The organism is Microbacterium sp. NPDC057659 (assembly GCF_042799915.1).
Lineage (GTDB): Bacteria > Actinomycetota > Actinomycetes > Actinomycetales > Microbacteriaceae > Microbacterium.
The window spans coordinates 1,188,919-1,214,801 of sequence record NZ_JBHVHU010000002.1; the positions used below are offsets into that span (position 1 = coordinate 1,188,919).

Below are 25,883 nucleotides of genomic sequence, written 5' to 3' on the forward strand. Positions count from 1 at the left end.
GCGGGGTCAGGCGTCCGAACCGGCGAGGTCCCGGAGGCTCCCGAGCTCCAGTTCGACATCCAGCCTCTGCCGCTCGGGAGGGGCGTCCGGCGTCGAGATCCGGGTCAGGAGCATTTCCGCGGCGACGGACCCCAGCTGATGTCCGTCGGCGTCGATCGCGGGGACGTCGTCGTGACCGAGCGCCTGTACGATCGCGCGCTCGGAGCTCACCAGCGGAGGCCGGTCGCCCGCGGAGAGGTAGGCGAACTGGACCCCGAGTCCGAGGGCAGTGGCGTAGGGCACGACGGCGCTCGGATCCTCCGCGCGAACCGCGTCCGATGCCTCGATGCCCGCCGCGAATGTGGAGGGGTAGGGGCCGACGACCGCGAGCCTGACGCCCGCCGATGCCGCGGCCCCCTGCGCGGCCTGGGTGCGCTGCCTGTCCTGCCAGGACCCGGCCGGCCCGCCGATGTAGACGATGCGTCGATGACCGGCATCGGCCAGCCCTTGGACCAGGCGGCCGAAGGCCGCGGCGGAATCGGCGATGACTGACGGTGTCCCGTCGATCTCCCGGTCGACGAGGACCGTCGGGGTGCTCCCCAGAGCGGACTCGATGAAGTCGTCGGAGCCGCGAGGAGCGATCACGATCAGGCCGTCGACCTGCCGCCGCAGCCGCTCGAAGGGCGGGATCTCGGCGGCGGACTCGAGGGGGTGGACCACGACCGTGAGCTGGTAGCCCGCCGCATCCGCGCGGGACTGCGCGCCGGCGATGATCGGCGCGAAGTAGCTGTTGTCGAGCGTGGGGACCACGAGCGCCAGGATGCCGCTTCTGCCGCCGGCGAGCAGGCGTGCGGCGTTGTTGGCGACGAAGCCGAGCTTCTCGGCGGCGGAATGCACCCGCATGGCCGTGTCGGGGGAGACGATCTCGGGGCGCGAGAACGCCCGCGACGCCGTCGCCTTCGAGACGCCGGCGAGCTTCGCCACATCGGCGATCGTGACCATGTGCCCTCCTCGGTTCGGCCCAGCATATCCCGGTGTCGATGTAACCGGTTGTTTCATGCCCGAATCAGCATTCGTTCGCCTGAACTGAAAGATTACGACCGAGGGTTGCGTCCGAAATGAAACCGGGTACATTGGAGCAGTCGATCAGAGGAGATGATGATGAGGGGCAGACTCACACCGACGTTGCTGCTGCTGCCGGGCCTGGCGTTCCTGCTTGTCGGGTTCCTCGTGCCCTCGGTGGCGATGCTGCTCGCGCCGCCGCGCACCCAGACATCCGACATCTTCGTCCGGCTGGGGCAGATGCTCGTCGATCCCTACGAGCTCGCGATCATCGGCCGCACTCTGCTGCTCGCCGTCATCGTCACGGTCGTCTGCGTCGTCTTCGGATTCCCGATCGCGTTTCTGCTGGCCCGGACGGGTTCGCGCTGGTCGGGCGTCCTCCTCGCCCTCGCGATCTTCCCGCTGCTGCTCAGCAACGTCGTGCGCACCTTCGGCTGGCTCGTCGTGCTCGGATCCAATGGTGCGATCGGCCAGCTGCTCACCGGGCTCGGCCTGATCGACAAGGCCCCGCAGCTGCTGTACACGCCCTTCGCGGTCGTGCTCGGCCTGACGCAGCTGTTCCTGCCGCTGGCGATCATCACCTGCTACTCCGCGGTCTCGCAGGTCGATGCCGGTCTCGACGACGCCGCCCGCGGCCTCGGAGCCTCCAAGACCCGCACCTTCTGGGACGTGGTGCTGCCGCTGTCGCTGCCGGGCATCGTCGTCGCGGCGACGCTCGTGTTCGCAGGGTCCGTCACCGCGTACACCACCCCGTACCTGCTGGGCGGATCGGCCAACCGCGTCCTCTCCACGCAGCTGTTCAACTACGCCAGCGTCACCCTGGACTGGGCCGGCGCGTCAGCGACCGCACTGATCATGACGGTCCTCGTCTTCGCCGCCTCCGCGGTGTCGTCCGCCATCGGCAGGAAGGGAGCGACGTCGTGAAGAACAGCCGTCCAGTCGCCACGGCCTTCGCGGTCGCCGGCTACATCGTGATGATCGTTCCGATCATGTTCGTCGTCGCGGTCGCCTTCACCGGCGGGAAGACTCTGAAGTTCCCGCCGCAGGGCTTCTCGCTGCAGTGGTTCGACGCCGCGCTGACCTACCAGCCCTTCGTCGGCTCGCTGGTCACCAGCATCCAGATCGCCCTCATCTCCACCTTCCTCGCGCTGCTGGTCGGCGTTCCGGCCACGTTGGCGATCCACCGCGGCAAGCTGCCGGGGAAGGGGGTCGTCGAGGGTCTCTTCCTCTCGCCGCTCATCGTCCCCGAGCTCGTCGTCGGCCTCGCGCTCTACCAGCAGCTCATCGTGACGATGCGGATCGACAACTTCTTCGTCCTGCTGATCGGGCACACCGCGCTGCTGCTGCCCTATGCGGTGCGCGTCACCGGGGCGGCCGTCGCGGGTGCAGATCCGTTCATCGAGGAGGCGGCGCGCGGTCTCGGCGCCTCGCCGTGGCGCACCTTCTGGACGATCACGCTGCCGATCCTGCGCCCCGGCATCTTCTCCGCAGCGCTGCTCAGCTTCATCACCTCGTTCAACAACGTGCCGCTCTCGCTCCTGCTGCAGAGCCGCACCACCCAGACGCTGCCGGTCACCATGCTCGACTACGTGCAGCAGAGCTACGACCCCATGGTCGCCGCCGCCTCGACCCTCATCCTCGCCGCCACAGTCGTCATCGCCGTCATCGCCGAGAAGACGGTCGGCTTCGCCAAGATCTTCGGAGGAATCAACCGGTGAACGCTGCAGCACAGTTCAGGTCCGTCACCCAGGTCTTCGGTGACTTCACCGCCGTCGACGCCATCGATCTCGACATCCCGGCCGGCAAGCTGACCACGCTGCTCGGTCCGTCCGGTTGCGGGAAGACCACGTCGCTCCGGATGCTGGCGGGCTACACCCGTCCGACCAGCGGCACCATCCTCATCGACGGCGCGGATGCCACGACCACGCCCCCGGAGAAGCGCGGGCTGGGCATGGTGTTCCAGTCCTACGCGCTGTTCCCGCACATGACCGTCGCCGACAACGTCGCCTACGGTCTCAAGCTGCGCGGAGTGTCGAAGGCGGACCGGAACGCACGAGTGGCCGAGAGCCTCGACCTGGTCGGACTGGGCCACCTGGCAGCACGGAAACCCCGGGCGCTCTCCGGCGGCCAGCAGCAGCGCGTCGCACTGGCCCGTGCGATCGCCATCCGCCCGAAGCTGCTGCTGCTCGACGAGCCGTTGTCCAACCTCGACGCACGGCTGCGCGTGCAGATGCGCGCTGAGATCCGCCGCATCCAGCACGAGACGGGGCTCACCGTCGTCCTGGTCACCCATGATCAGGACGAGGCGCTCGAGATGAGCGACGAGATGGTGCTGATGCGCTCCGGCAGGATCATGCAGCAGGGAGCGCCCGCCGACGTCTTCGGCTCTCCGGCCAATCGCTTCGTCGCCGACTTCCTCGGCTATGAGAACTTCGTGCAGACGAAGGACGGCCTGCTGACGGTGCGTCCAGAGCACGTCGTCGTCAGCCCCGATGCGGATCAGGCATCCGACGGCGGGCTGTCACTGCCCGGCACCGTGCGCGACGTCGCCTACCGCGGCGTCGACCTGCTCATCACGGTCGAGGCGCAGGACCAGACCGGCGCCATCACCCTGCGCTCCGATGTACGGGCCGACGGCGCGCCGCGTCTCGCGCCGGGAGACGCCGTGACGGTCGCCGCCTCCTCCCGCCACCTCGTGTCCCTCACCGACTGACGATCACGCACTCACGACCTCCCGAAAGGATCCCCATGCAGAACCGCAGACTCCGTGCCGTCGCGCTCATCGCCGGCGTCGCCGCCTCCGCACTCGTCCTCGGCGGATGCTCCTCCGCCGACTCCGGGTCGAGCTCCGACGCCGATTCCGACACGCTCATCCTGAGCACCTTCCCGTTCGGCGTCGAGCAGCTGCAGGAGGCAGTCATCGACCCCTTCACCAAGGAGACCGGGATCAAGGTCGAGGTGGACACCGGCTCGAACGCCGACCGCATCTCCAAGCTCCAGCTCGCCGACGGCAGGGACCCCGGCGTCGACGTGATGCTCATCAGCGACTTCTACGCCGCGCTCGGGCAGAAGGACGACCTGTTCCAGAAGGTCGACGCATCCAAGGTTCCGGCGCTGGGCGAGATCGCCGACTTCGCCAAGGAGGACGCCTACGACGGCCCGGCCTACAGCTACCAGCTGAACGGCACGCTCTACCGCACCGACGAGCTCGACCAGAAGCAGGCATCCGACTGGGGCCTCTACGGCGACAAGAAGTTCAAGGGCAAGCTCGCGCTGCCCGACATCGCGGTCACCGCCGGTCAGTTGACGATCAGCGGCGTCGGCGAGACCTATGGCGACGGTCCGTACGACGTCGACACCGCCTTCAAGGTGATGGGCGGCTGGGCGCCGAACATCCTGCAGTTCTACAGTTCGTCCACCGAGGTCACGAACCTGATCACGCAGGGCGAGATCGTCGCGGCCGACTCCCTCAACGGGTTCGCCACCGATCTCGTCGCCTCCGGCGAGCCGATCGCCTGGACCGCGCCGTCCGAGGGCGCCTACATGGCGACGAACCGGGTGATGATCCCCAAGGGCGCCGCCCACACCGAAGCCGCGTACAAGTTCATCCAGTACCTGCTCGGCGTCGAGGCCCAGACCGCGTCCGCCAAGGTCGTCGGTGATCTGCCGGTCAACCCCGGCGCCACGGTCCCCGACGACATCCGTGCCGTCGTGGGCGACATCGCCGACGATCCGATCAAGGCGGGCTACCAGACGCTCGACCCGGCTGAGCTGGTGCCGACGCGCAACGAGTGGGTCGACCGCTTCGCGCGTGAGGTGTCGTCGAAGTGACGCCCGCCGTCTCCGAGGAATGGATCCGCAGGGTCCCCAAAGTCGATCTGCACTGCCACCTGATCGGTACCGTCCGCGCGACGACTTTCGCCGACCTGGCAAGGCGCGCGAAGCTCGATCTGCCCGACGACCCGGAGCGGATCTTCGCCGACATCAACTCGCTGCCGCCGGATCCCGCCCTGTACCGCAACACGGTTATCCCCGTGCCGCAGGGTCGTTCGGCCGGTGAGCCCGAGGTGTCGTACTCGCTGTTCCAGGCATCCGCCTGGGTGATCCAGTCCCTGCGCGATGCGGATGACCTCACCCGGATCGTCTACGAGGCGTTCGAGGACGCGCACCGCCTCAGCGGCACGCGGCACCTGGAGCTGTTCTTCGACGACGTCCCCGAGCACCTCTCGGCGCTCGGATACACGGGCAGCGTCGAGGCGTACGCCGAGGGCATCCGGATGGCGGAGCGCGACTTCGGCATGACGGGGCGCATGATCAAGGGCATCGACCGCTCCAAGAGCGGCGCCGAGGCGCTCGAGCGGGTGCGCGAGGTCGTCGACAACCCGAACGAGTACGTCGTCGGCATCGGGCTCGACAACCTCGAGACCGCCGGTCCGCCCGAGCGGTTCGCCGACGCCTACCGGCTTGCCGGACAGGCGGGGCTGCACCGCACCGCGCACTCCTCAGAGCACGCCCCGAGCGCGCAGAACACGATCACCTGCCTCGACCTGCTCGGCTGCGATCGCATCGATCACGGCTACTACGTGCTCGAGGACCCCGAGGTGGTGGCTCGTGTCCGTGACGAGCGGGTGACGTTCACCGTGGGGTCGACGACCTCGCGGCGTTCCTGGCGCCCCTGGCGACGCGCGTCCATCCGGGCGATGCTCGACGCCGGACTGAACGTCGTGCCGTGCTCGGATGATCCGGGCATGTTCCCCACCACGCTCGCGAACGAGTACACCATCCTCAACGAGCAGATCGGCGCCTCGCGCGAGCAGCTCAGCAGGATGGCCGTGCGCGCCGTGGACGCGTCCTGGCTGCCGGATGCCGAGCGCTCGGCGCTGCGCGGCGAGGTCGAGGCCGTCCTCGCCGAACTGGAGACGGCCGGGGTCTGACACCTGCCGAGTGAGGGCCCGTGCGGGATCGGATGCCGTGCATCCGCACCCGCACGGGCCCTCGCTCTACTCCGGCCCGAAAGCCTCAGGCGTCCCGGCGCGGGCCCTCGGACGGAGCGACAGTGAAGATGTGGGGCGCCAGGTACCCGGCATCCGCGAACGAGCGCTCGACGGCATCGGTCACCGCGATGACGTCCGTGTGCGAGACCAGCGCGATCGCGGCGCCGCCGAAGCCTCCGCCGGTCATCCGGGCACCGAGCGCGCCGGCATTCAGCGCCGCGGCGACCGCGGTGTCGAGCTCCGCAACCGAGATCTCGAAGTCGTCGCGCATCGACGCGTGCGAAGCGGTGAGCAGATCGCCGATCGCGCGCGGGCCGTCCGTCCGCAGCGCGGCGACCGTGTCGAGCACGCGCTGGTTCTCGGTGACGATGTGCCGCACGCGGCGGAAGGTCACGTCATCCATCAGTTCGGCCGCCCGCGACAGGTCGTCGACGGATACGTCCCGCAGTGCGGGCACGCCCATGATCGTGGCGCCGCGCTCGCAGGCATCCCGCCGGTCACGGTACCCGCCGGTGGAGTGCGCGTGCTTCACCCGCGTGTCGATCACGAGCAGTTCGAGTCCGGCATCCGTGAAGCCGGTCGGCACCGACTGCGTCTCGAGCGTGCGGCAGTCGAGGAACGTCGCGGCGTCGGCGACGCCGAGCATCGACGCCATCTGGTCCATGATCCCGGTCGGGGCGCCGACGGCCTCGTTCTCGGCCCGGCGTCCGGCGCGCGCGAGCGCGACCGGATCGAGCCCGAGCTCCCAGAGGTCGTTCAGAGCGGATGCCACGGCTCCCTCGATCGCCGCCGAGGACGACAGGCCGGCGCCGACCGGCACATCCGAAGCGATCGCGATCTCGACGCCACGGATGCCGGGGGCGGAGGGGTTCAGCTCGCGGAGCGCCCACGCGACGCCGAGCACGTAGGCCGACCACTCCGGCACGCGCAGGTCGCCTTCGGAGGGGAAGAGCGCGGACAGCTCGTCGAGGCCCACCTCGACCGGCGCGTCGGCGAACGTCGACGACACCACGATGCGGTCGTCATCGCGCAGCCGCGCGGCCGCGTACGTGCGGTGCGGGATGGCGAAGGGCAGCACGTAGCCCTCGTTGTAGTCGGTGTGCTCTCCGATGAGGTTCACCCGGCCGGGCGCCGACCAGATGCCGTCGGGCTCGGCGCCGGTGAGCGCGCCGAACAGGTCGCGGGCGGCGGAAAGTGCGGTCATGGTGTCTCCGGGGGAGGTCAGAGGGCGGGAACCGAGGCGATCGCGTCGCGCAGGCGCGCAGCGGCGTCCTCGGGGAGGATCTCGGCGGTCCATGCCGCCATCGCGGCCTCGGAGCCGGCGAGGAACTTGAGCTTGTCCTCGCCGCGGCGCGGACTGGTCAGCTCGAGCCGCATCCGGATCGTCTCTCGGCCGACGCGGACCGGTGCCTGATGCCAGGCGGCGATGTACGGGGTCGGAGTCGAGTACAGCGCGTCGACACCACGCAGCAGCCGCAGGTACAGCGGCGCGAGCTCGTCGCGCTCGGCGTCGGTCAGCTCGGCGAAGTCGGCGGCGTGACGGTGCGGCATCAGCTGCACCTCGAGCGGCCAGCGCGCGGCGAAGGGCACGAACGCCGTCCAGTGCTCGCCCTGCAGCACGACGCGCGACGACGCCTGCTCCGACTCGAGGACGCGCGCGAACAGCCCGTCGTCGGCGACGTCGAGCAGGCGCTGTGTGCGCGGGGTCACATACGGGTACGAGTAGATCTGGCCGTGCGGATGCGGCAGCGAGACGCCGATCGCCTCGCCACGGTTCTCGAACGGGAACACCTGCTCGATCCCGGGCAGCGCCGACAGGGCGGCGGTCCGGTCGGCCCACGCCTCGATGACCGTGCGGGCGCGGACAGGGGAGAGCGTGCCGAAGGATCCGGAGTGCTCGGGGCTGAAGCAGACCACCTCGCAGCGGCCGACGCTGCTGCGGGTGCGACCGATGCCGACCGTGGTCAGGTCGTCGAGGCCGAGAGGCGGGTCGATCGCGGCGGGCGCCGTGCCGACGGCGGACGCCAGGGCGGGCCCGAACGCGGGGGAGCGGTTCTCGAACACCGCGACGTCGTACAGCGACGGCACCTCGGAGGGGTTCGTCGGCGTCTGCGGAGCGAGCGGATCGGCGTCGGCACCGGGCATCAGCACCCGGTTCTGCCGCTTGGTCGCGAAGGTGATCCAGTCGCCGGTCAGCACGTCCTGCCGCATGGTCGCGGTCTCAGGTCGCGGATCGAGGTCGCGGGCGTCGATGCTGCGCTCGGTGGGCAGCGTCGTGCCGGGGTCGTCGAAGTAGATCAGCTCACGGCCGTCCGCGAGGCGGGTGTCGCGCGCGACGACGCCGGCGCCCAGAGTGCGAATGTTCACGTCAACACGGTACCGCCCGGCCGTGGTAACGTCAACATCAGAACGGAAGGGGGACCCGGATGTCGCAGCCGCAGCGTGTCTCGATGGCGATGGTCGCCGCCCGCGCCGGTGTCTCAGGCCAGACCGTCTCGCGCGTCGCGAACGACAGCCCGAAGGTCGACCCCGAGACCCGCGCCAGGGTCGAGCAGGCGATGGCCGAGCTCGGCTACCGCCCCAACCGCGCCGCGCGGGCACTGCGCACCGGCCGCACGCACACCCTCGGGCTCGTCGCGCAGACGCTCGCCACCGTCGGCAACTCGCGGATGCTGCAGGCCGTCGCCGAGTCCGCGGCAGCCCGCGGCTACGCACTCACGGTCGTGACGCTCGGGATCGACGGCGACATCGCGCGAGCCTTCGACAGGCTGCATGACCAGGGCGTCGACGGTGCGGTCGTGCTGAACGAGGCCACCGCGCTCGCCCGCGACGCGGCATCCGCCGGACTCCGCCTGGTCGTCGTGGACTCCCCGCCCGACGACCGCTTCACCGTGATCGGCACCGACCACGCCGCCGGTGCGCGCCTCGCCACCGAGCACCTGCTCGCGGAGCACGAGCGAGTGCACCATCTGGCCGGTCCCGCCGGGTCGTACGCGGCGGACGAGCGCGAGCGCGGCTGGCGCGCGGCAGTACCGGACGCACCCGCGCCGCTCCGCGGCGACTGGTCCGCCGCATCCGGCTATGCGCAGGGCCGCGCACTCGCCGCGGATCCGGACGTCACAGCGGTGTTCGTCGCGAACGATCAGATGGCGCTCGGTCTGCTGCGCGCTCTCGCCGAGATGGGGCGGCGCGTTCCCGAGGACGTCGCGGTGATCGGCTTCGACGACATCGCGGATGCCGCGGACTACAGTCCTCCGCTCAGCACGATCCGCCAGGACTTCGACGCGCTCGGCGAGCAGGCCGTGCAGGCTCTCGTCGCAGCGATCGAGGGGACCGAGGCGTCCGCCCCGGACCTCGCGATGCCGGAGCTGGTGCTGCGCGCGAGCGCCTGATCCAAGGCTCGGCCGACGCCTCAGCCGATGCGCAGCACGATCGCCCCCGGCATCCGACGCACGACGGCGCTGAACGGCCGCCTGCACAGCGCCGCCGCCTCGGCGGCATCCACGATGCGCGGATCGACGGTGTGCACGACCCCGCCCTTCCAATCCAGATCCGCGAATCCCGCAGCCACCACGTTGCGGGCCCAGTTGGTGGTCGTGCCCCAGGGCAGCCCGATCACGATCGTCTCGTGGCTGCGCGATGGCACGACTGCGACGGGCGTCGTGAACGCTGTTCCGCTCTTGCGTCCGCGGTGGTGCACCGTGGCGTAGAGCGGGAACCACCTGCGCCCCGACATGGCCAGGGCGGCCGGCTCGAGCGCCTTCTGCAGTCCGTGACTGAACGACCGCGCCATGGTCAGAGCTCCAGCAGCACCTTGGTCGCGCGACGCTCGTCCATCGCGCGGTAGGCCTCGGCGGCGTCGTCGAGCGGGAGCGTCAGGTCGAACACCACGCCGGGATCGATCGCATCCGTCATGATCAGGTCGATCAGCTCGGGCAGGAACCGGCGCACGGGCGCCGGGCCGCCGTGCAGGTGCACGCCGGAGTAGAACAGCTCGCTGCCGTCGATGGTCACGCCGTGCGAGACGCCGACGAATCCGACGTGCCCGCCGGCGCGTGTGGCGCGCATCGCCTGCTGCATCGACTCCTGCGTGCCGACAGCCTCGATCGTGGAGTGCGCGCCGTAGCCGCCGGTCAGCTCCTTGATGCGCGCGACCCCGGCATCCCCGCGCTCCTCGACGACGTCGGTGGCGCCGAACCGCCGCGCGAGCGCCTGCCGATCGGCGTGCCGTGACATCGCGATGATCCGCTCGGCGCCCAGCTCCCGCGCGGCGAGCACGCCGAGCAGACCCACGGCACCGTCGCCGACGACCGCGACCGTCTTGCCGGGTCCGGCCTCCGCGGCGACCGCCGCGAACCATCCGGTGCCGAGGACGTCGGATGCCGCCAGGAGGCTGCGCGTCTGCGCATCCGTCGGGGTCCCGTCGACGCGCACGAGCGTACCGTCGGCCCACGGGATGCGGGCGTACTCGGCTTGCGTTCCGATAGCGCCCATGCCGACCACGTGGATGCAGCGGGACTGATAGCCGGCCAGGCAGATCTCGCAGGTGCCGTCGGATGCCATGAACGAGCCGACCACGAAGTCACCGACCCGGATGTCTCGGACGTCTGCGCCGATCTGCTCGACGACGCCGATGTACTCGTGGCCCATCCGCCGCGGGCCCTTCGGGGTGTCGATGCCGCGGTAGGGCCACAGATCCGACCCGCAGACGCACGTCGCAGTGATGCGGATGACGGCATCCGTGGGCTCGACGATCGAGGGTTCGGGGACGTCCTCGACACGGACGTCACCGGGGCCGTGCATGATCACTGCGCGCATGGGATTCCTTTCGTCGCCGCCGTCAGGCGGATGCTTCATCGAGGTCGATCTCGGTCGAGCGACCGTCGGGCCAGGTGATGCGCGTGCCGGCGAGCGCCGGCACCCCGGCCGAAGAACCGAGCAGCACGCCGAACGCCTGCCATTCTCCCGGTCGCACCGCCGTCTCGATCCAGGGCACCGCGGTGCGCCCCGCGAGCGGTGAGACGTCGTCCTGCCAGAGCACTCCGGCGCCCTCGGCCGGATGCGACAGGGGCACGATCCTGGTCGTCAGATGCGCGCCCGAGGCCCAGGCGCCGTCGTGCTCGACGAGGTCCTCCGCGGTCAGCGCCCAGCCGCCGACGCGCAGCACTCCGCCGCCGTGCATGCGGACGAACCGCACCTCCCACGCATCGTGCACCACGGACACCGTGTCGATCTCGGGGCCGGCGTCGGCGCCGATCGCCGGATGCCAGAGCCCGATGTCCGGCTCCGCGTAGTCCCGCTCGTGCGGCCAGTGCGCGACGCACCGCGACGACGCGATCAGCGTCTCGTCGTCGATCGCGCGCGCGGGGCCGACGACGAACCCGGACCGATGGGTCGGCCGCCCCTCGCGCAGCAGGGCGACGGCCCCGTCGACCGGCTCCTCGACGCCGGGTCCGTGCAGCACAGGCGTCGTCGCCGTCGAGTACCCGAGCTTCGCGTACAGCGGGCCGTCCGCCTCGAGGGTGCCCTCGAGGCGATGGTCGGTGCCGTGATTGGTCACCCGCACCACACCGTCGGATGTTCCGACGGCGAGCCATCCCGGCGCGTGCAGCACACGGGCGAATGGTCCGCGGTCGATCGGCAGCTCCTGCTCGGTCGCGGTCCAGGCCGGATGGTCGGCGGGCAGCGCGAGTCCGAGCATGCCCTTCGCCGCCCAGTACGGCGACCCCTGCCCCGAGTACCACTGGGCGATCGGTCGCCAGGGTCGCAGCCAGCCCAGGGGCAGCACGCCGTCGGCATCCGGCATCCCTCGTTCGACGAAGTGCGCGACCTGGCCGCTCGCCGCGCGGCGCAGCAGCCCGGCGTCGTGGCGGGAGCCGCCGTGGAACGCGGCCGCCCAGGCCGTCCCCGCCGTGCCGAACCGGTAGGTCAGGCTGCGCCCCTGGAACAGCGGGGCGCCGTCGCGGCCGATCAGGTGCAGCGCGTCGTCGAGGTAGTCGTCGAGGCGCTCCTTGTAGCGCGCGATGCGTGCGGTGTGCGCCGGGTTGTCGCCGACCATGTCGGCCCAGATGATGGGGTAGAACGGCATCGCCCAGCCGCAGTAGTGGTCGAAGTTGCGGCCGAAGCCGTCGGCCACCCATCCGCCCGGCAGCTCGAAGCCGTCCAGCAGCGCGAGGTCCTCCTGCTGGTCGGACGCCGAGAACGGGCCGCCGACCGATGCCAGGAACTGCTCCACGATGAGCCGGAACCAGGCCCAGTTGTTCGGCGGATACGGGGCTCCGACGAACGTCGCGAGGTAGTCGATGGCCTGCTGCCTGGTGCGCTCCGACAGCCGCGCCCAGACCGTGTCCCGGGTGAGGTGCAGGCCCAGGGCCAGCGCGGCTGCCTCCACCTTCGCCTGCGGGGTCTCGTCGGGCGTCAGCCAGCGCTCCGGATGCTGCGGGTCGACGCCCGCCGCGAAGCCGCGCGCGTATCGCTCGGCGACCGCCTCGGTGCCGTCCGGGTCGCCCGCGATGCGGAACGCCGCGAGCATGAAGGTGCGGCTGAAGCCCTCCAATGCATCGACCTCTGCGCCCATCCCGCCCGGTTCGCCGGGATAGCGGATCAGCGACTGGGCGGGGCTGGCGTGGCGCGCCGCTCCGTCGAGGATCGTGTCGGCGACGGTGGTCCAGTGCGTCCTCGTCCAGCCGGTGAGCGGCGAGAGCGTGCGATCGGAGGCGGGCAGGTCGATCATGCGGTGGTCGCCATCTCGGCAGCGGTGACCGGATGCCGCGGTGCGGCGCCGCTCGCATATGCCGCGAGCTCGTCGAGGGCGGAGTCCGCCAGCCGGCGCAGCTCGGTGCCGAGGGAGCCCGCGATGTGCGGGGTGATCGCCACGTTCGGCAGTCGCAGCAGTTCCGAGTCCGCGGGCAGCGGTTCGGGATCGGTGACGTCGAGCACGGCGTCCAGTCGACCGGTGCGGCACTCGGCCAGCAGAGCGTCGTGGTCGAGCAGCGCGCCGCGCGCGGTGTTGATCACGGTGGCCCCGTCGCGGAGTGCGGCCAGCTGCGCGGTACCGATCATGTGGTGCGTCTCCGGCAGCGCCGGTGCGTGCAGCGAGAGGACGTCCGCCTGCGGGAGCAGTTCGATGAGCGGCACGAGTTCGGCGCCGGCGGAGGCCACGTCCGCGGAATCCGCAAAGGGGTCGGCCACGAGCACCCGCACGTCCAGCATCCGGAGCATCTCGACCACGCGGCGGCCGATGCGGGAGTACCCGACGATGCCGATCGTGCGGTCGACGTTGCCGATCCCGGCGTAGTCGTGCAGGCCGTTCTCGGGCCGGAAGCCGGGCTCGCGAACGTGCAGGAAGGCGCGCTTGCCGGCGAGCACGATCTCGGCGAAGGCGAACTCGGCGACGGGCACGGCGTTGGCGTCGGCCGCCGACGTGATCAGGATGCCGCGGTCCCAGAACGCGTCGGTCACGATCTGCCGCACGCTGCCGGCGGCGTGGAAGACGGCACGCAGTCTCGGCAGTCGTGCCAGCCGCGCGGCATCCAGTTCCGGCGCGCCCCAGGAGGTGACCAGCACCTCGATTCCGGACAGTTCGTCGTCGGGGAGAGCGTCGATGTCCGTCACGGGAGCGTCGCGGCCGAGGTCGGCGAGCGTGCCGAGGCGGGTGAGCCGCCGGTCGTCGAACACCGTCTGTGCGGCATCCGTCGACATGGCGAGCAGGGCATGCGGGCGATGAGCGGCCATGGGTCAACGATAGGACCCCGCGAGATCGTTGACATCTGGCAATAGTTGAGAAAGGGCAACTAATGATGTATCGTTGACGCAGATCAACTTTCTATGCAGGAGAATCCCCTTTTGAACTCCCACACACACTCCACGGCTGAGAAGCGCTCAGCCCGCGAGATCTTCACCGCGATCTCCGGCCTCATCGTCGGAATGTTCGTCGCCGTGCTCTCGGGCACGGTCGTGTCGACCTCGCTTCCCGTCATCGTCGCCGACCTCGGCGGCACACAGGCCCAGTACACCTGGGTCATCACGGCGAGCCTTCTGGCCACCGCGATCTCCACCCCGATCTGGGGCAAGCTCTCCGACCTGCTCGACCGCAAGGTGCTCGTGCAGCTGTCGCTCGTGCTGTTCACGGTCGGCACCGTGATCGCCGGTTTCTCGACCGACATCAACATGCTCATCGCGATGCGCGTCGTGCAGGGCATCGGCGTCGGCGGTCTCATGTCGCTGGTGATGGTCGCGGTCGCGCTGATCATCTCGCCCCGTGAGCGCGGCAAGTACATGGGCGTCGTCGGAGGCATCATGGCCTTCGCCACCATCGGCGGCCCTCTGCTCGGCGGTTTCCTCACCGACGTGTGGGGCTGGCGCTCCAACTTCTGGGTCGGCGTCCCCTTCGCGATCGTCGCCCTGATCCTGCTGCAGTTCACGCTGCACCTGCCGAAGCCCGAGGCCAAGAAGGTCTCCATCGACTACCTCGGCGTCGTGCTGCTCGCGGTCGGCGTGGCCGCTCTGCTGATCTGGGTCTCCATGGGCGGCCAGCAGTTCGACTGGGACTCGATGACCAGCTACGTCCTCGCGATCGGCTCGGGCGTCGTGCTCGTCGCGTTCGTGCTCGTCGAGTTCTTCGTCAAGGAGCCCATCGTTCCGATGTCGCTGTTCCGCAACCGCACCTTCACGCTGTCGGTCCTCGCGTCGATCGCGATCGGCGTCTCGATGTTCGCCACCTCGGTGTTCCTCGCGCAGTACTTCCAGCTGGCGCGCGGCGCCACACCGACCGAGTCGGGTCTGATGACGATTCCGATGATCGTCGGCCAGATGGGTGCGTCGATCATCATCGGCCAGTTGGTCAGCCGGTTCGGCAAGTGGAAGGGCTGGATGATGCTGGGCTCGGTGCTCGCCCTCGTCGGCGTGTACCTGATGTCCACGCTGAAGTACGACACCCCGTACGCCCTTGTCGCAGTCTTCATGTTCGTGCTCGGCGCGGGCCTCGGCATGGTCATGCAGAACCTCACCCTGATCGTGCAGAACGACACCCCGCCGCAGCAGCTCGGCGCTGCTTCGTCCGGCGTGAACTTCTTCCGCACGATCGCGGGCACCATCGGCGTCACCATCATGGGCTCGGTCCTGGCCACAAACGTCACCCAGTACATCAAGGACGGCTTCGTCGGCTTCAAGCCTTCCACCCCCGCGGAGCTCGAGGCGCTGAAGATGCTCGGCTCGGGCGACGTGCCCAAGATGGCCGATCTGCCGGAGTCGATCCGCAACATAGTCGAGTCGGCCTACGGCAGCGGCATCGCCGACGCCTTCTTCCTGGCCGTCCCGCTGGCCGTGCTCGGCATCATCGCGATCGCGTTCATCAAGAACAAGCCGCTGTCGACCAAGAACGCCGCCGAGGAGTTGCGCGAGCGGGCCGAGGAGTCGGCGCTCGAGGTCGCTGAGGCGGAGGTCGGTTCGTACACCCCCACCGGCAGCATCCGCACGGTCTCGGCCGAGGATGCCGCACCTTCCACCGGTTCGGTGGCCGTCCTCGAACGCGAGGACGAGGACCAGAGCCGCTGACATGGTCACCGCAGGCACCACGCCGGCTTCGCCCGACGTCGACGAGGCACTCGCCGAGTTCCAGGGGCAGCTGAACCTGATGTTCGCGCGAGCGCGCACGCTGTGGCGGGAGTCTGCAGCTCGGGTGGATCCCGAGCTGCAGGCCACCGGCTACAAACTGTTGACGTTCGTCGCCCACTCCGGCGGCACGAACGCCCACCAGCTCGCCGAGAGCTTCGAGATGGACAAGTCGGTCGTCAGCCGTCAGGTGCGGATGCTGGAGGACCTGGGTCTGCTGGAATCGCGGCCCGACGAGCGGGACGGGCGCCTGCGGGTGCTCACCGCCACCCCGAAGGCATGTGCGGCGCTCGCCGAGGTGCGCGCCGACCACGCCCAGCGGATGCGTGCGGCCATGATCGAGCTGAATCCCGGTGAGATCGAGATCGCCTCGAAGGTGTTCCGGGTGCTCGCCGAGGCCTGAGCCTGCCGTATTTCTCGGAACCCCGTCGCCCCGTGCGGCGGGGTTCCGTCGTGTCCGGCGAAATAGACTGGGCGGCATGACCGATCCCTCCGATGCGCGCGCAGAGCGGCCTGAGCTCGACCAGGCCGTCGCCCGCGTCGAGCAGGAGCTGGGGCGTCTCTTCGCTCGCATCCGGATGAGCTGGCGGGACGCGGCGGCGACGGTGCATCCCGACCTGCAGCCGCTCGGCTATCAGGTGCTCGCCGCGATCGAGAGCGGCAAGGCGACGTCGGCCGGCGCGATCATCGAGCGGCTGCAGACGGACAAGTCCGTCGTGAGCCGTCAGGTGCGGCAGCTCGAGGAGCTCGGTCTGGTGGAGAGCGTGCGCGATCCCGAGGACGGTCGGGCGCGGCTGCTCGTCGCGACCGACCTCGCCCGCGAGCGGGTCGCGACGGCTCGCGCGGCGTACGAGGCGCGCATCGGCGAGCGGCTGCGCGCGTGGTCGGCCGAGGACCTCGACCTGTTCGCCGACCTGCTGGACGCGCTCGGGAGCTGACGGCGCAGCTGGCGCGTCAGGGCAGCAGCACGCCGACGCCCGTGAGGTAGCGCTCCTCGTCGAAGTCGTCGAACATCGTGCGCTGCAGAGCGAAGCCGGGGATCAGGGCGAGCACGACGGGGGTCACCTCGCGCGCCCACTCCGCGGGATCGGCGCCGTCCGGCAGCCGCTCCGGATGTGTCCGTCCCCACGGCTCGAGCGCGCCGGCGATCGTCTCGCGCATGCCGCCGATGGTCTCCTGGATGAGGCCGCGCAGCTCGGTGTCGACGGTCGCCTCGGACCATACCTGCACCAGCGCCTGCACTGGCGCGTGCGCGCGCACGCCCTCGATGAGCAGGGTCGCGATCTCGGCGGGTCCGACCGGATGGTCGGATGCCGCGCTCGCGAGCTCGATCTGACGGTCGCCGATCACGAGCGCGGCGACCCCGCGGATGAGTTCGCGCTTGCTGGGGAAGTAGTTGTAGATCGCGCCGGTGGAGAGCCCGGACTCGGCGATGATGTCGGCCATCGAGGTCTGCTGGTACCCGGTGCGGATGAAGCAGCGCAATGCGGCTTCGAGGATGGAACGACGTCGTTCCTCGCGTCTGCTGTCGCTGATCTTCGGCATCCCGACCTCCGTTGACAAGCCTAGGACAGGAGGCGCATCATAAAAAGAACGAACATTCGTTTTAGGAGGAATCATGTCCACGGCATCCGCTCCGTCCCGCACCCCCTGGGTGCGCGCGATCGCCCTCGGGATCGGGCTGTCGCTGATCGTCGGCGGCATCCTGCTCGCCTTCGCGTGGCCGTCGCTCACCGCGTCCGCGAAGGACCTGCCGGTCGGGATCGTCGGGCCGGACGCCTCCGTCACGCAGGTCGAGGCGGCCGTCGATGACAAGTCCGACGGGGCCGTGGACCTGATCCGCTACGACGATCGCGACGCGGCCGCCGCGGCGATCGAGCATCGCGAGGCGTACGGCGCCATCGTGCTCGGCGACGCCCCGACCGATGCGCCCGAGCTGCTCAAGGCCACGGCGGCGAGCTCTCAGGTCGCCGGCGTGCTCGACGGGCTGGCTGCGCAGCTGCAGAAGCAGATCGACGCGCAGATCCGCACACAGGTCGAGCTGGGCGTGCAGCAGCTGCAGACCGCGATGGGGGAGGCGTTGAAGGCGGCGATGGCCGGCCAGAAGCCGCAGCTGCCGCCGAACCAGGGTGCGTTCGAGATCCCGACCGTGACCGTGAAGGTGACCGACCTCGCGCCCTACTCGGACGACGACCCGCAGGGCATCGGCCTGACGGTGTCGCTGTTCCCGATGGTCATCGGCGGCGTGCTCGGCGGCGTGCTGCTGTCGCTCACGGTGACAGGCGCCTGGCGCCGGATCACGGGCATCCTCGTGTACGCGGCGTCTGCAGGACTCGTGCTCACCGGCATCCTGCAGACCTGGATCGGTGCGCTGCAGGGCGACTTCTGGACGAACGCCGGGGCCATCGCGCTCACGATCGCTGCGATCGCGTCGACCGTGACCGGCTTCTCCGCGCTGTTCGGCACGCCGGGGGTCGCGCTCGGCGCGGTGTCGATGATCCTGTTCGCGAACCCGCTTTCGGCGGCGAACGTGCCGGTCGAGTTCCTGCTCGACCCGTGGGGCACGATCGGCCAGTGGATGCCGCCGGGCGCCGGCGCCACGCTGCTGCGCGACCTGTCGTACTTCCCGGACGCAGATGTCTCGTTCCCGTGGCTCCTGCTCGGATGTTGGGTGGCCGCGGGCCTGCTCCTGACCGCGTTCGACCCGGCGGGTCGCCGCACAGCGCGCAAGGTCGAGGTCCCGGCACCGGCTCTGGCCTGAGGGGCGAGGCTTGCGCTCGCGTCGGGAACCTGGTTTCATATGGGAAAGCGCTTACCCAGTCACCCAGACGCTGCGCATGACTTCGACAGAACGGACCACCATGGCGACTCGCGAGATCGGCATCATCATGAACGGCGTCTCCGGACGCATGGGCTACCGGCAGCACCTGGTGCGCTCGATCCTCGCGATCCGCGACCAGGGCGGCATCGAGCTCGCCGACGGCACGAAGGTGACCGTCAAGCCGATCCTCGTCGGACGCAGCGAGGCAAAGCTCGCCGAGCTCGCCGCGAAGCACGGCATCGAGGACTACACCACCGACCTCGACGCAGCGCTCGCCGACCCGAAGTGGGAGATCTACGCCGACTTCCTCGTCACCAAGGCCCGTGCCACCGCGATCCGCAAGGCGATCGCCGCCGGCAAGGCGATCTACACCGAGAAGCCCACCGCCGAGTCGCTCGACGAGGCAGTCGAGCTGGCCCGCCTGGCTGACGAGGCCGGGGTGAAGACCGGCGTCGTGCACGACAAGCTCTACCTGCCCGGCCTGCAGAAGCTGAAGCGCCTGATCGACTCGGGCTTCTTCGGCCGCATCCTCTCGGTGCGCGGCGAGTTCGGCTACTGGGTGTTCGAGGGCGACTGGCAGCCTGCGCAGCGCCCGAGCTGGAACTACCGCACCGAGGACGGCGGCGGCATCATCACCGACATGTTCCCGCACTGGAACTACGTGCTGGAGAACCTGTTCGGCGAGGTCAAGAGCGTCTACGCGCAGGCCGCTGTGCACATCGCGGATCGCTGGGATGAGAAGGGCGAGCACTACACCGCCACCGCCGAGGACGCGGCCTACGGCATCTTCGAGCTCGAGGGCGGGATCGTCGCCGAGATCAACTCCTCCTGGACCGTGCGTGTGAACCGCGACGAGTTGGTCGAGTTCCAGGTCGACGGCACGCACGGGTCGGCCGTGGTGGGCCTGTTCGGTGCGAAGATCCAGCCCCGCAACGCCACTCCGAAGCCGGTCTGGAATCCCGACCTCGAGGACACCCACGACTACGACGCCGACTGGCAGAGCGTGCCCACCAACGACGTGTTCCTGAACGGGTTCCGCCAGCAGTGGGAGGAGTACCTGGAGTCCTACGTGCTCGGCACCGACTACCCGTTCGACCTGATGGCCGGCGCCCGCGGCGTGCAGTTCGCCGAGGCCGGCCTCGCCTCCAGTGCCGAGGGCCGCAAGGTCGCGATCGAGAAGCTGTCGCTGTGACCTCGCTTCGCCTGCTCTCGGCCTCCGGTGAACTGTCGGATGCCGCACTGAACGACTCCGGCGGATACCAGCGTCCGACCGCGCCGCTGCGCAGCCGGGTCGCCTACGCCGCTGCGCACGTCGTGCCGAAGGTACACGCCGACAACACTCCGGGCCAGCCGGCCGACATCGACTGGGATGCCACGCTGGCGTTCCGACGCAACGTGTACTCCTGGGGACTCGGCGTCGCCGACGCCATGGACACCGCGCAGCGGAACATGGGTCTGGATGCCGCGGCCACCCGCGAGCTCATCGCGCGCAGCGCCGAGGTCGCCCGAGAGGAGGGCGGCTCGGTCGTCGTCGGTGTCAACACCGACCACGTCGACGAGACTCACATCTCGCTCGACCAGGTGATCGACGCCTACATCTCGCAGCTGGAGTTCACCGAGGAGCAGGGCGCCGGCCCGGTGCTGATGGCGTCCCGTCATCTGGCACGGGCGGCGGCATCCGCCGACGACTACCGCCGGGTCTATCAGGCGGTGCTGTCGCGCGCGACGACCCCGGTCGTTCTGCACTGGCTCGGCACCGCGTTCGACCCCGAGCTCGCCGGATACTTCGGCGCGGACGACTGGCAGACCGCCTCGGGCGTGCTGCTCGACATCATCGCCGAGAACCCGGGCAAGGTCGCCGGCGTGAAGATGAGTCTGCTGAACGCGGAGTCGGAGATCTCGGTGCGCGAGCGCCTGCCTGAGGACGTGCGCATGTTCACGGGCGACGACTTCAACTACGTCGGGCTGATCGGCTCCCGGACGCTGGGCGAGGAGCGCAGCGACGAGACGAAGCGGGGGTACTCCGATGCCCTGCTCGGCGCGTTCGCCGCAATCACACCCGTCGCCTCGGCCGCGATCCAGGCGCTGGATGCCGGCGACCACGCCGCCTACGAGCGCATCCTCGGGCCGACCGAGGAGCTCAGCCGACAGGTGTTCGCCGCCCCGACCTTCTACTACAAGACCGGCGTCGCGTTCCTGGCGTGGCTGAACGGGCACCAGCCCGCGTTCCAGATGGTCGGCGGCCTGCACTCCGCGCGCAGCCTGCCGCACCTGTCGCGCATCGTCGAGCTGGCCAACGCCTCGCTGGCGCTGGAGAATCCTGAGTTGGCACGCGAGCGCTGGCACGGCATGCTGCGAGTGAACGGGGTCCTCTCATGACGACCCCGGCACGCCTGCAGGGCCGAATTCCGGTTGCAGGGCGACACACCGAGGATCGCCTCGCCAAACGCTCGCTCGCCCTGCATCCGTACCCGAGGTTCACGAAGGAGGCCCGCGCATGAGCGCCGACCCGCGCCTCTCCATCAACCAGGCCACCATCAAGTACGCGGACCTCGCGACCGCGCTGAAGGTCACGACGGATGCCGGAGTGCAGTCCATCGGGCTCTGGCGCGAGCCGGTGAACGAGGTCGGTCTGGACACCGCCGTGAAGATGCTCGCCGACTCGGGACTGCGGTTCTCGACGCATTGCCGCGGCGGTTTCTTCACTCTGCCCGAGGGACCTGAGCGCCGGGCATCCATCGACGACAACCGCCGGGCGATCGACGAGACCGCCGCGCTCGCCGCGGCCGGTGCTGAGGGCTCGACAGCGGTGCTCGTGCTGGTCGCGGGCGGACTGCCGGAGGGGTCGCGCGACCTCGTCGGCGCGCGCTCGCGCGTGCACGACGCGCTCACCGAGCTCGCGCCGTACGCGCAGGATGCCGGAGTGACGCTGGCGATCGAGCCGCTGCATCCGATGTTCGGGTCTGACCGATGCGTCGTCTCGACGCTCCGCCAGGCGCTGGACCTCGCGGCGGACTTCGCGCCCGAGGTCGTCGGTGCCGCCGTGGACACCTTCCACATCTGGTGGGACCCGCAGGTGTACGAGCAGATCGCGCGTGCCGGCCGCGAGGGCCGCATCTCGACCTACCAGGTGTGCGACTGGAAGACTCCGCTGCCCGCCGACGTGCTGCTCTCGCGGCACTACATGGGCGACGGCGTGATCGACTTCGCCTCGCTCACCCGTGCGGTGGTCGAGACCGGCTACGACCGCGACATCGAGGTCGAGATCTTCAACGCCGACATCTGGGCGGATGCCCCGGAGACGGTCGTCGCGCGCACGGCTGAGTCCTTCGCCGCGACGGTCTCGCCGCACCTGCCATGACACGCCCCGCGTCCTGAGCGAGCGCAGCGAGACGAAGGGACGAAGTGCGTGACTTCGCGCCCTTCGTCTCGTTGCTGCGCTCCTCGCTCAGGACCCGAGCAAGGATAGGAACCATGACCATGCGACCAGGGCTGTGCTCCGTGACCTTCCGGCAGCTCACTGCCGAGGAGGTGATCGCGGCATCCGCCGCGGCCGGGCTCGAGGTGATCGAGTGGGGCGGCGACGTGCACGTTCCGCCGGGCGACACAGCTCGCGCCGCACAGGTCGCACGTGCGACGACGGATGCCGGACTCGCGGTCTGCTCGTACGGCTCGTACTTCCGTCCCGGCGTGCAGGACGACCTCGAGCCCGTGCTCGACAGCGCAGCGGCGCTGGGGGCAGACCGCGTGCGCGTCTGGGCGGGCGGGATCGGATCGGCCGACGCGTCCGCCGAGCACTGGGCGTTCATCGTCGGTCGTCTGCAGGATGCCGCGGAGCGGGCATCCGCGCGGGGGATCACCCTCGCTCTGGAGTTCCACTCGCGCACCCTCACCGACACGGCGGTCACGACCCGGAGGCTGCTGACCGAGGTGCCGGATCTCGCCACCTACTGGCAGCCGAACGTCGCCGCCTCCGACGAGTCGGCGCTCGCGGACTACGCGGCCCTGGAGGATCGCGTCAGCGCCGCGCACGTCTTCTCGTGGTGGCCGCAGGCCGAGCGTCTGCGCCTGCACGAGCGCGACTCGCTGTGGCGGGGGTTCTTCTTGGCGGCATCGGCCGCGGCCGTTCCGCCGCGCGACGCGCTGCTGGAGTTCGTCCTCGACGACGACCCGACGATCCTGCCTGCCGAGGCCGCCACGCTGCGCGGCTGGATCGCTGACGCGGCATGATCGGCGCGGGGCGGATTGCGGCACGAGGCGACGAGCGGATGCGGGAAACACCATCGATAGGCTCTGCTCATGATCTCCGATGAGACCCGGCGCGCGGGGCGCGCCTCGACTCCCACGCTGCACGACGTCGCGCGGGCCGCGGGAGTCTCGCTGGCGACGGCTTCGCGTGTGCTGAACGGCTCGGAGCGCAAGGTCGCCGAGTCGTACCGCGAGCGCGTCGAACAGGCCGCGGCCGAGCTCGGGTACACCGCGAACATCTCCGCACAGTCGATCGCGCGCGGCACCTCTCCGGTGATCGCCCTGCTCGTCGCCGACATCGCCGACCCGTACTTCGGACTGATCGCCTCTGGTGTCGCGCGCGGCGCGGACGAGCACGGACTCGTCGTCACCGTCGCGATCACCGAGCGCGACCCCGAGCGCGAGTCCCGCATCCTGCGCGCGCTGCGCGGGCAGCGTCCGCAGGGCGTGATCCTGGCGGCATCCCGCACCGAGGGCGGCGACCAGGACGGGCCGGGCGAACTCGCCGCGTTCCCTGCACTCGGCGCCCGCACGGTCACTTTCGGTCCGGGCGGCGACCGCAGCGTGCAGATCGACAACCGCGGCGGCGCCGAGCGGCTCGGCCGCGAGATGGCGGCGCGCGGCTACCGCCGGGCGATCCTGCTCGGTGCGGCCGAGGGCGTGCGCACCTCGGACGATCGCCTCGACGGCTTCTCGGTGGGTTTCGGAGCCGGCGGGGGTGCCGTGGAGCGCACCTACCGCGGGGGCTTCGAGCGCGAGTCCGGCACCGAGTGCATGGCCGCCGCGCTGGCTGACGGCGTCGAGCCGGGCACGCTGGTCTTCGCGCTCAGCGACGTCGTGGCGGTCGGTGCGATGACCGCGATCCGCGACGCCGGGCGCGCGGTCGGCGCCGACATCGCGATGTGCGGTTTCGACGACGTGCCGGTCAGCCGTGACGTCACGCCGCAGCTCACGACCGTCCGGGTGCCGCTGAGCGAGCTCGGCTACCAGGCGTTCCGTGCGACCGTCGACGCGGAGTGGCAGCAGCCCGAGCTCGAACTCGAGATCGTCGTGCGCGGAAGCACTCCCGGAATCGCATGATGCGGATCGTCCTCGCCCCGGACAGCTTCAAAGGCACGATCACGGCCGCGGATGCGGCATCCGCTCTCGCCGTGGGCTGGGGTGACGGCCCCGACTTCGTGATGCGGCCGATGGCGGATGGGGGAGAGGGCACGGTCGCCGCGTTCGCGGCGGCGGTGCCGGGAGCCGCGCGGATGCCGGTGACGGTGGACGGTCCGGCTGGAGCGCCGGTCGACACGTCGTGGCTGCTGCTGCCTCCGACGGCGGATGCTCCGGACGGCACCGCTGTGATCGACCTGGCCTCGACCTCGGGCATCGAGCTCCTCTCCGAGCTGCGTCCCCTCGACGCGGACTCCACCGGCTTCGGGCAGGCGATCGCCACCGCTCTGGATCATGGCGTCTCGCGCCTGGTGCTCGGCATCGGCTCGAGCGCCTCGACCGACGGTGGTACCGGGATGCTGCGAGCCCTGGGCGCACGGTTCGCCGATGCAGCAGGCAGCGAGGTTCCGGCCGGCGCCCGCGGCCTGCTCGCGATCGCCACCGCCGACCTGACCGGGCTGCGCTCGGCACCCGAGACGCTTGTCCTCACCGACGTGACCAATCCGCTCACCGGCCCCCGCGGGGCCGCCGAGGTGTTCGGCCCGCAGAAGGGCCTCACCGATCCTGCGGATCGGGCGAGGACGGATGCCGGTCTCGCGGCGCTCGCGGTGCTGCTCGGCCTGGATCCGTCGACGCCGGGCGCTGGTGCAGCGGGCGGCGTCGGCGGTGCGCTCGTGGCCTGGGGTGCCAGACTGCTGCCCGGAGCATCCGAGGTCGCCCGCCTGATCGGCCTGGCCGAGGCGATCGCCGATGCCGACCTCGTGGTCACGGGGGAGGGCTCCTACGACGGCCAGTCCGGCGATGGCAAGGTGCCGTCCTTCGTCGCCGGTCTCGCGGCGGATGCCGGCGTGCCGGCCGTCGTGGTCGCCGGGCGCATCACCGCGGATGCGGACGCGTCGATCTTCTCGACGGCCGTGTCTCTGACGGAGCTCGCCGGCTCTTCCGAGGCCGCACTCGGCGACCCGGCGCGGTGGCTGCGCAACGCCGGCGCACAACTGTCATCACGATTCGAACGCTGACCCTCCGACCGGGTTGCCATCCCCCCGTCAGGTGTTAGTATCGAGCAATGGGAATACGCTTTCCCTGATACCCGGACGAAGATGTCGAGGACCCGAATGTCGACGACGACGCAGAACGCCACCATGACCCTCGCGGTGAGCCAGCAGCCGAGCCAGCCGAACGCCCTGGTGCGCTGGTGGCAGCGCAACTGGCATCCCGTCGTGTTCGTGATCGCGGTGCTCATCGTGTGGTGGGCGGTCACCGCGCTCGGCTGGGTGCAGCCGTACATCATCCCTTCGCCGGCCGACACCTGGGCGGCGTTCGCCGACAACCCGGCCTACCTGCTGCAGAACACCTGGGTCACCACCTACGAGACGCTGGTCGGCTTCGCGATCGCCGTGGTCGTCGGACTCTTCGTCGCCGTGGTCATGGTGTACTCGCGGGGCCTCGAGCAGACCCTCTACCCGGTGATCCTTTTTGCGCAGGTGATCCCGAAGATCGCGATCGCTCCGCTGTTCGTGGTCTGGCTCGGCTTCGGCATGGGCCCGAAGATCCTGGTCGCCGTGCTGATGGCGTTCTTCCCCGTCGTCATCTCGGGCCTCGCGGGTCTGCGCACCGTCGACCCCGAGATCCTGCAGCTCACCTCGACGATGGGTGCCGGCCGGTTCAAGACCTTCACCAAGGTGCGACTGCCCGCAGCCCTCCCGGAGCTGCTCTCCGGTCTCAAGGTCGCCGCGACCCTGGCCGTGACCGGTGCGGTCGTCGGCGAGTTCGTCGGCGCGAACGAGGGCCTCGGCTACGTGATCCTGCAGGCGAACGGCATCCTCGACACCGCGATGCTGTTCGCCGCGCTCATCATCATGTCGCTCATGGGCGTCCTGCTGTTCGGCATCATCCAGATCGCCGAGCGATTCCTCATCCCCTGGCACGCGTCCAAGCGCGATGTCGGCGCCGCCACTGTGCGGCTCTGAACCCCCTGCCCTCACCAAGAACACAGAACAGCAAGGAGA

25 protein-coding genes are annotated in these 25,883 nt (G+C 70.1%); 17 read left to right on the forward strand and 8 right to left on the reverse strand.

Going from position 1 to position 25,883, the window contains the following annotated elements; all coding sequences use genetic code 11:
- Nucleotides 1-6 precede the first annotated feature (6 nt).
- Entirely contained in the window at nt 7-981 is a 975-nt protein-coding gene (locus ACFVAE_RS14080) for a LacI family DNA-binding transcriptional regulator (RefSeq protein ID WP_378893274.1), read from the reverse strand.
- Between the two features lie 159 nt (nt 982-1,140).
- Between ACFVAE_RS14080 and ACFVAE_RS14085 the strand changes: the two genes are divergently transcribed.
- From ACFVAE_RS14085 to ACFVAE_RS14105, 5 genes are read left to right on the forward strand one after another with little or no spacing between them, the layout of a single operon-like run.
- Nucleotides 1,141-1,965, forward strand: coding sequence for an ABC transporter permease (locus ACFVAE_RS14085; protein ID WP_378893277.1), 825 nt, complete (start codon nt 1,141-1,143; stop codon nt 1,963-1,965).
- Nucleotides 1,962-2,759: an ABC transporter permease gene (locus tag ACFVAE_RS14090; RefSeq protein ID WP_378893280.1), complete on the forward strand. Its 798-nt coding sequence runs from the start codon at nt 1,962-1,964 to the stop codon at nt 2,757-2,759. The genes ACFVAE_RS14085 and ACFVAE_RS14090 overlap by 4 nt, the downstream gene beginning before the upstream one ends.
- Complete coding sequence (locus ACFVAE_RS14095; protein ID WP_378893282.1) at nt 2,756-3,754, forward strand: ABC transporter ATP-binding protein; 999 nt, start codon at nt 2,756-2,758, stop codon at nt 3,752-3,754. The genes ACFVAE_RS14090 and ACFVAE_RS14095 overlap by 4 nt, the downstream gene beginning before the upstream one ends.
- Nucleotides 3,755-3,789: 35 nt before the next feature.
- A complete protein-coding gene (locus ACFVAE_RS14100; RefSeq protein WP_378893284.1) occupies nt 3,790-4,872 on the forward strand; it encodes an extracellular solute-binding protein in 1,083 nt (360 codons plus the stop codon).
- A complete protein-coding gene (locus ACFVAE_RS14105; protein WP_378893287.1) occupies nt 4,869-5,975 on the forward strand; it encodes an adenosine deaminase in 1,107 nt (368 codons plus the stop codon). The genes ACFVAE_RS14100 and ACFVAE_RS14105 overlap by 4 nt, the downstream gene beginning before the upstream one ends.
- 85 nt (nt 5,976-6,060) lie before the next feature.
- On the opposite strand, the gene galK is transcribed toward ACFVAE_RS14105, so the two are convergent.
- Together galK and galT are read right to left on the reverse strand one after the other, a co-directional pair.
- Entirely contained in the window at nt 6,061-7,239 is a 1,179-nt protein-coding gene (gene galK, locus ACFVAE_RS14110) for a galactokinase (protein WP_378893290.1), read from the reverse strand.
- 17 nt (nt 7,240-7,256) lie between these two features.
- Entirely contained in the window at nt 7,257-8,402 is a 1,146-nt protein-coding gene (gene galT, locus ACFVAE_RS14115; protein ID WP_378893292.1) for a galactose-1-phosphate uridylyltransferase, read from the reverse strand.
- 59 nt (nt 8,403-8,461) lie between these two features.
- Here galT and ACFVAE_RS14120 point away from each other — a divergent pair, with 59 nt between their 5' ends.
- Nucleotides 8,462-9,427, forward strand: coding sequence for a LacI family DNA-binding transcriptional regulator (locus tag ACFVAE_RS14120; protein ID WP_378893294.1), 966 nt, complete (start codon nt 8,462-8,464; stop codon nt 9,425-9,427).
- A 20-nt stretch (nt 9,428-9,447) separates the two neighbouring features.
- On the opposite strand, the gene ACFVAE_RS14125 is transcribed toward ACFVAE_RS14120, so the two are convergent.
- From ACFVAE_RS14125 to ACFVAE_RS14140, 4 genes are read right to left on the reverse strand one after another with little or no spacing between them, the layout of a single operon-like run.
- Nucleotides 9,448-9,828, reverse strand: coding sequence for a nitroreductase family deazaflavin-dependent oxidoreductase (locus tag ACFVAE_RS14125; RefSeq protein WP_378893297.1), 381 nt, complete (start codon nt 9,826-9,828; stop codon nt 9,448-9,450).
- Between the two features lie 2 nt (nt 9,829-9,830).
- Nucleotides 9,831-10,853 carry a zinc-dependent alcohol dehydrogenase family protein gene (locus tag ACFVAE_RS14130; protein ID WP_378893299.1) on the reverse strand — a complete coding sequence of 341 codons (1,023 nt, stop codon included), beginning with the start codon at nt 10,851-10,853 and terminating at the stop codon, nt 9,831-9,833.
- Between the two features lie 22 nt (nt 10,854-10,875).
- Entirely contained in the window at nt 10,876-12,768 is a 1,893-nt protein-coding gene (locus ACFVAE_RS14135; RefSeq protein WP_378893302.1) for a DUF2264 domain-containing protein, read from the reverse strand.
- Entirely contained in the window at nt 12,765-13,769 is a 1,005-nt protein-coding gene (locus tag ACFVAE_RS14140; RefSeq protein ID WP_378893304.1) for a hydroxyacid dehydrogenase, read from the reverse strand. The genes ACFVAE_RS14135 and ACFVAE_RS14140 overlap by 4 nt, the downstream gene beginning before the upstream one ends.
- 93 nt (nt 13,770-13,862) lie before the next feature.
- Between ACFVAE_RS14140 and ACFVAE_RS14145 the strand changes: the two genes are divergently transcribed.
- The 3 genes from ACFVAE_RS14145 (at nt 13,863) to ACFVAE_RS14155 (ending at nt 16,585) form a co-directional block, all read left to right on the forward strand.
- Entirely contained in the window at nt 13,863-15,590 is a 1,728-nt protein-coding gene (locus ACFVAE_RS14145) for an MDR family MFS transporter (RefSeq protein ID WP_378893307.1), read from the forward strand.
- A 1-nt stretch (nt 15,591) separates the two neighbouring features.
- Nucleotides 15,592-16,050 carry a MarR family winged helix-turn-helix transcriptional regulator gene (locus ACFVAE_RS14150; protein ID WP_378893309.1) on the forward strand — a complete coding sequence of 153 codons (459 nt, stop codon included), beginning with the start codon at nt 15,592-15,594 and terminating at the stop codon, nt 16,048-16,050.
- Between the two features lie 76 nt (nt 16,051-16,126).
- Entirely contained in the window at nt 16,127-16,585 is a 459-nt protein-coding gene (locus ACFVAE_RS14155; protein ID WP_378893312.1) for a MarR family winged helix-turn-helix transcriptional regulator, read from the forward strand.
- 16 nt (nt 16,586-16,601) lie between these two features.
- On the opposite strand, the gene ACFVAE_RS14160 is transcribed toward ACFVAE_RS14155, so the two are convergent.
- A complete protein-coding gene (locus tag ACFVAE_RS14160) occupies nt 16,602-17,192 on the reverse strand; it encodes a TetR/AcrR family transcriptional regulator (RefSeq protein WP_378893315.1) in 591 nt (196 codons plus the stop codon).
- A gap of 73 nt (nt 17,193-17,265) precedes the next feature.
- Here ACFVAE_RS14160 and ACFVAE_RS14165 point away from each other — a divergent pair, with 73 nt between their 5' ends.
- The 8 genes from ACFVAE_RS14165 to ACFVAE_RS14200 all read left to right on the forward strand — a co-directional run bounded on the left by ACFVAE_RS14165 (nt 17,266) and on the right by ACFVAE_RS14200 (nt 25,844).
- Entirely contained in the window at nt 17,266-18,408 is a 1,143-nt protein-coding gene (locus ACFVAE_RS14165; RefSeq protein ID WP_378893318.1) for a hypothetical protein, read from the forward strand.
- 76 nt (nt 18,409-18,484) lie between these two features.
- Nucleotides 18,485-19,660: a Gfo/Idh/MocA family protein gene (locus tag ACFVAE_RS14170; protein WP_378893321.1), complete on the forward strand. Its 1,176-nt coding sequence runs from the start codon at nt 18,485-18,487 to the stop codon at nt 19,658-19,660.
- On the forward strand, nt 19,657-20,847 hold the full coding sequence (locus tag ACFVAE_RS14175) for a dihydrodipicolinate synthase family protein (RefSeq protein ID WP_378893324.1): 1,191 nt from the start codon (nt 19,657-19,659) through the stop codon (nt 20,845-20,847). The genes ACFVAE_RS14170 and ACFVAE_RS14175 overlap by 4 nt, the downstream gene beginning before the upstream one ends.
- Nucleotides 20,848-20,965: 118 nt before the next feature.
- A complete protein-coding gene (locus ACFVAE_RS14180) occupies nt 20,966-21,829 on the forward strand; it encodes a sugar phosphate isomerase/epimerase family protein (protein WP_378893326.1) in 864 nt (287 codons plus the stop codon).
- 113 nt (nt 21,830-21,942) lie between these two features.
- On the forward strand, nt 21,943-22,698 hold the full coding sequence (locus tag ACFVAE_RS14185) for a sugar phosphate isomerase/epimerase family protein (RefSeq protein WP_378893329.1): 756 nt from the start codon (nt 21,943-21,945) through the stop codon (nt 22,696-22,698).
- A gap of 69 nt (nt 22,699-22,767) precedes the next feature.
- Nucleotides 22,768-23,796: a LacI family DNA-binding transcriptional regulator gene (locus ACFVAE_RS14190; RefSeq protein WP_378893332.1), complete on the forward strand. Its 1,029-nt coding sequence runs from the start codon at nt 22,768-22,770 to the stop codon at nt 23,794-23,796.
- Nucleotides 23,793-24,893 carry a glycerate kinase gene (locus ACFVAE_RS14195; protein WP_378893335.1) on the forward strand — a complete coding sequence of 367 codons (1,101 nt, stop codon included), beginning with the start codon at nt 23,793-23,795 and terminating at the stop codon, nt 24,891-24,893. The genes ACFVAE_RS14190 and ACFVAE_RS14195 overlap by 4 nt, the downstream gene beginning before the upstream one ends.
- Before the next feature lie 81 nt (nt 24,894-24,974).
- Nucleotides 24,975-25,844 (forward strand): ABC transporter permease, encoded by an 870-nt coding sequence (locus ACFVAE_RS14200; protein ID WP_378893337.1) that lies wholly within the window; start codon nt 24,975-24,977, stop codon nt 25,842-25,844.
- Nucleotides 25,845-25,883 lie beyond the last annotated feature (39 nt).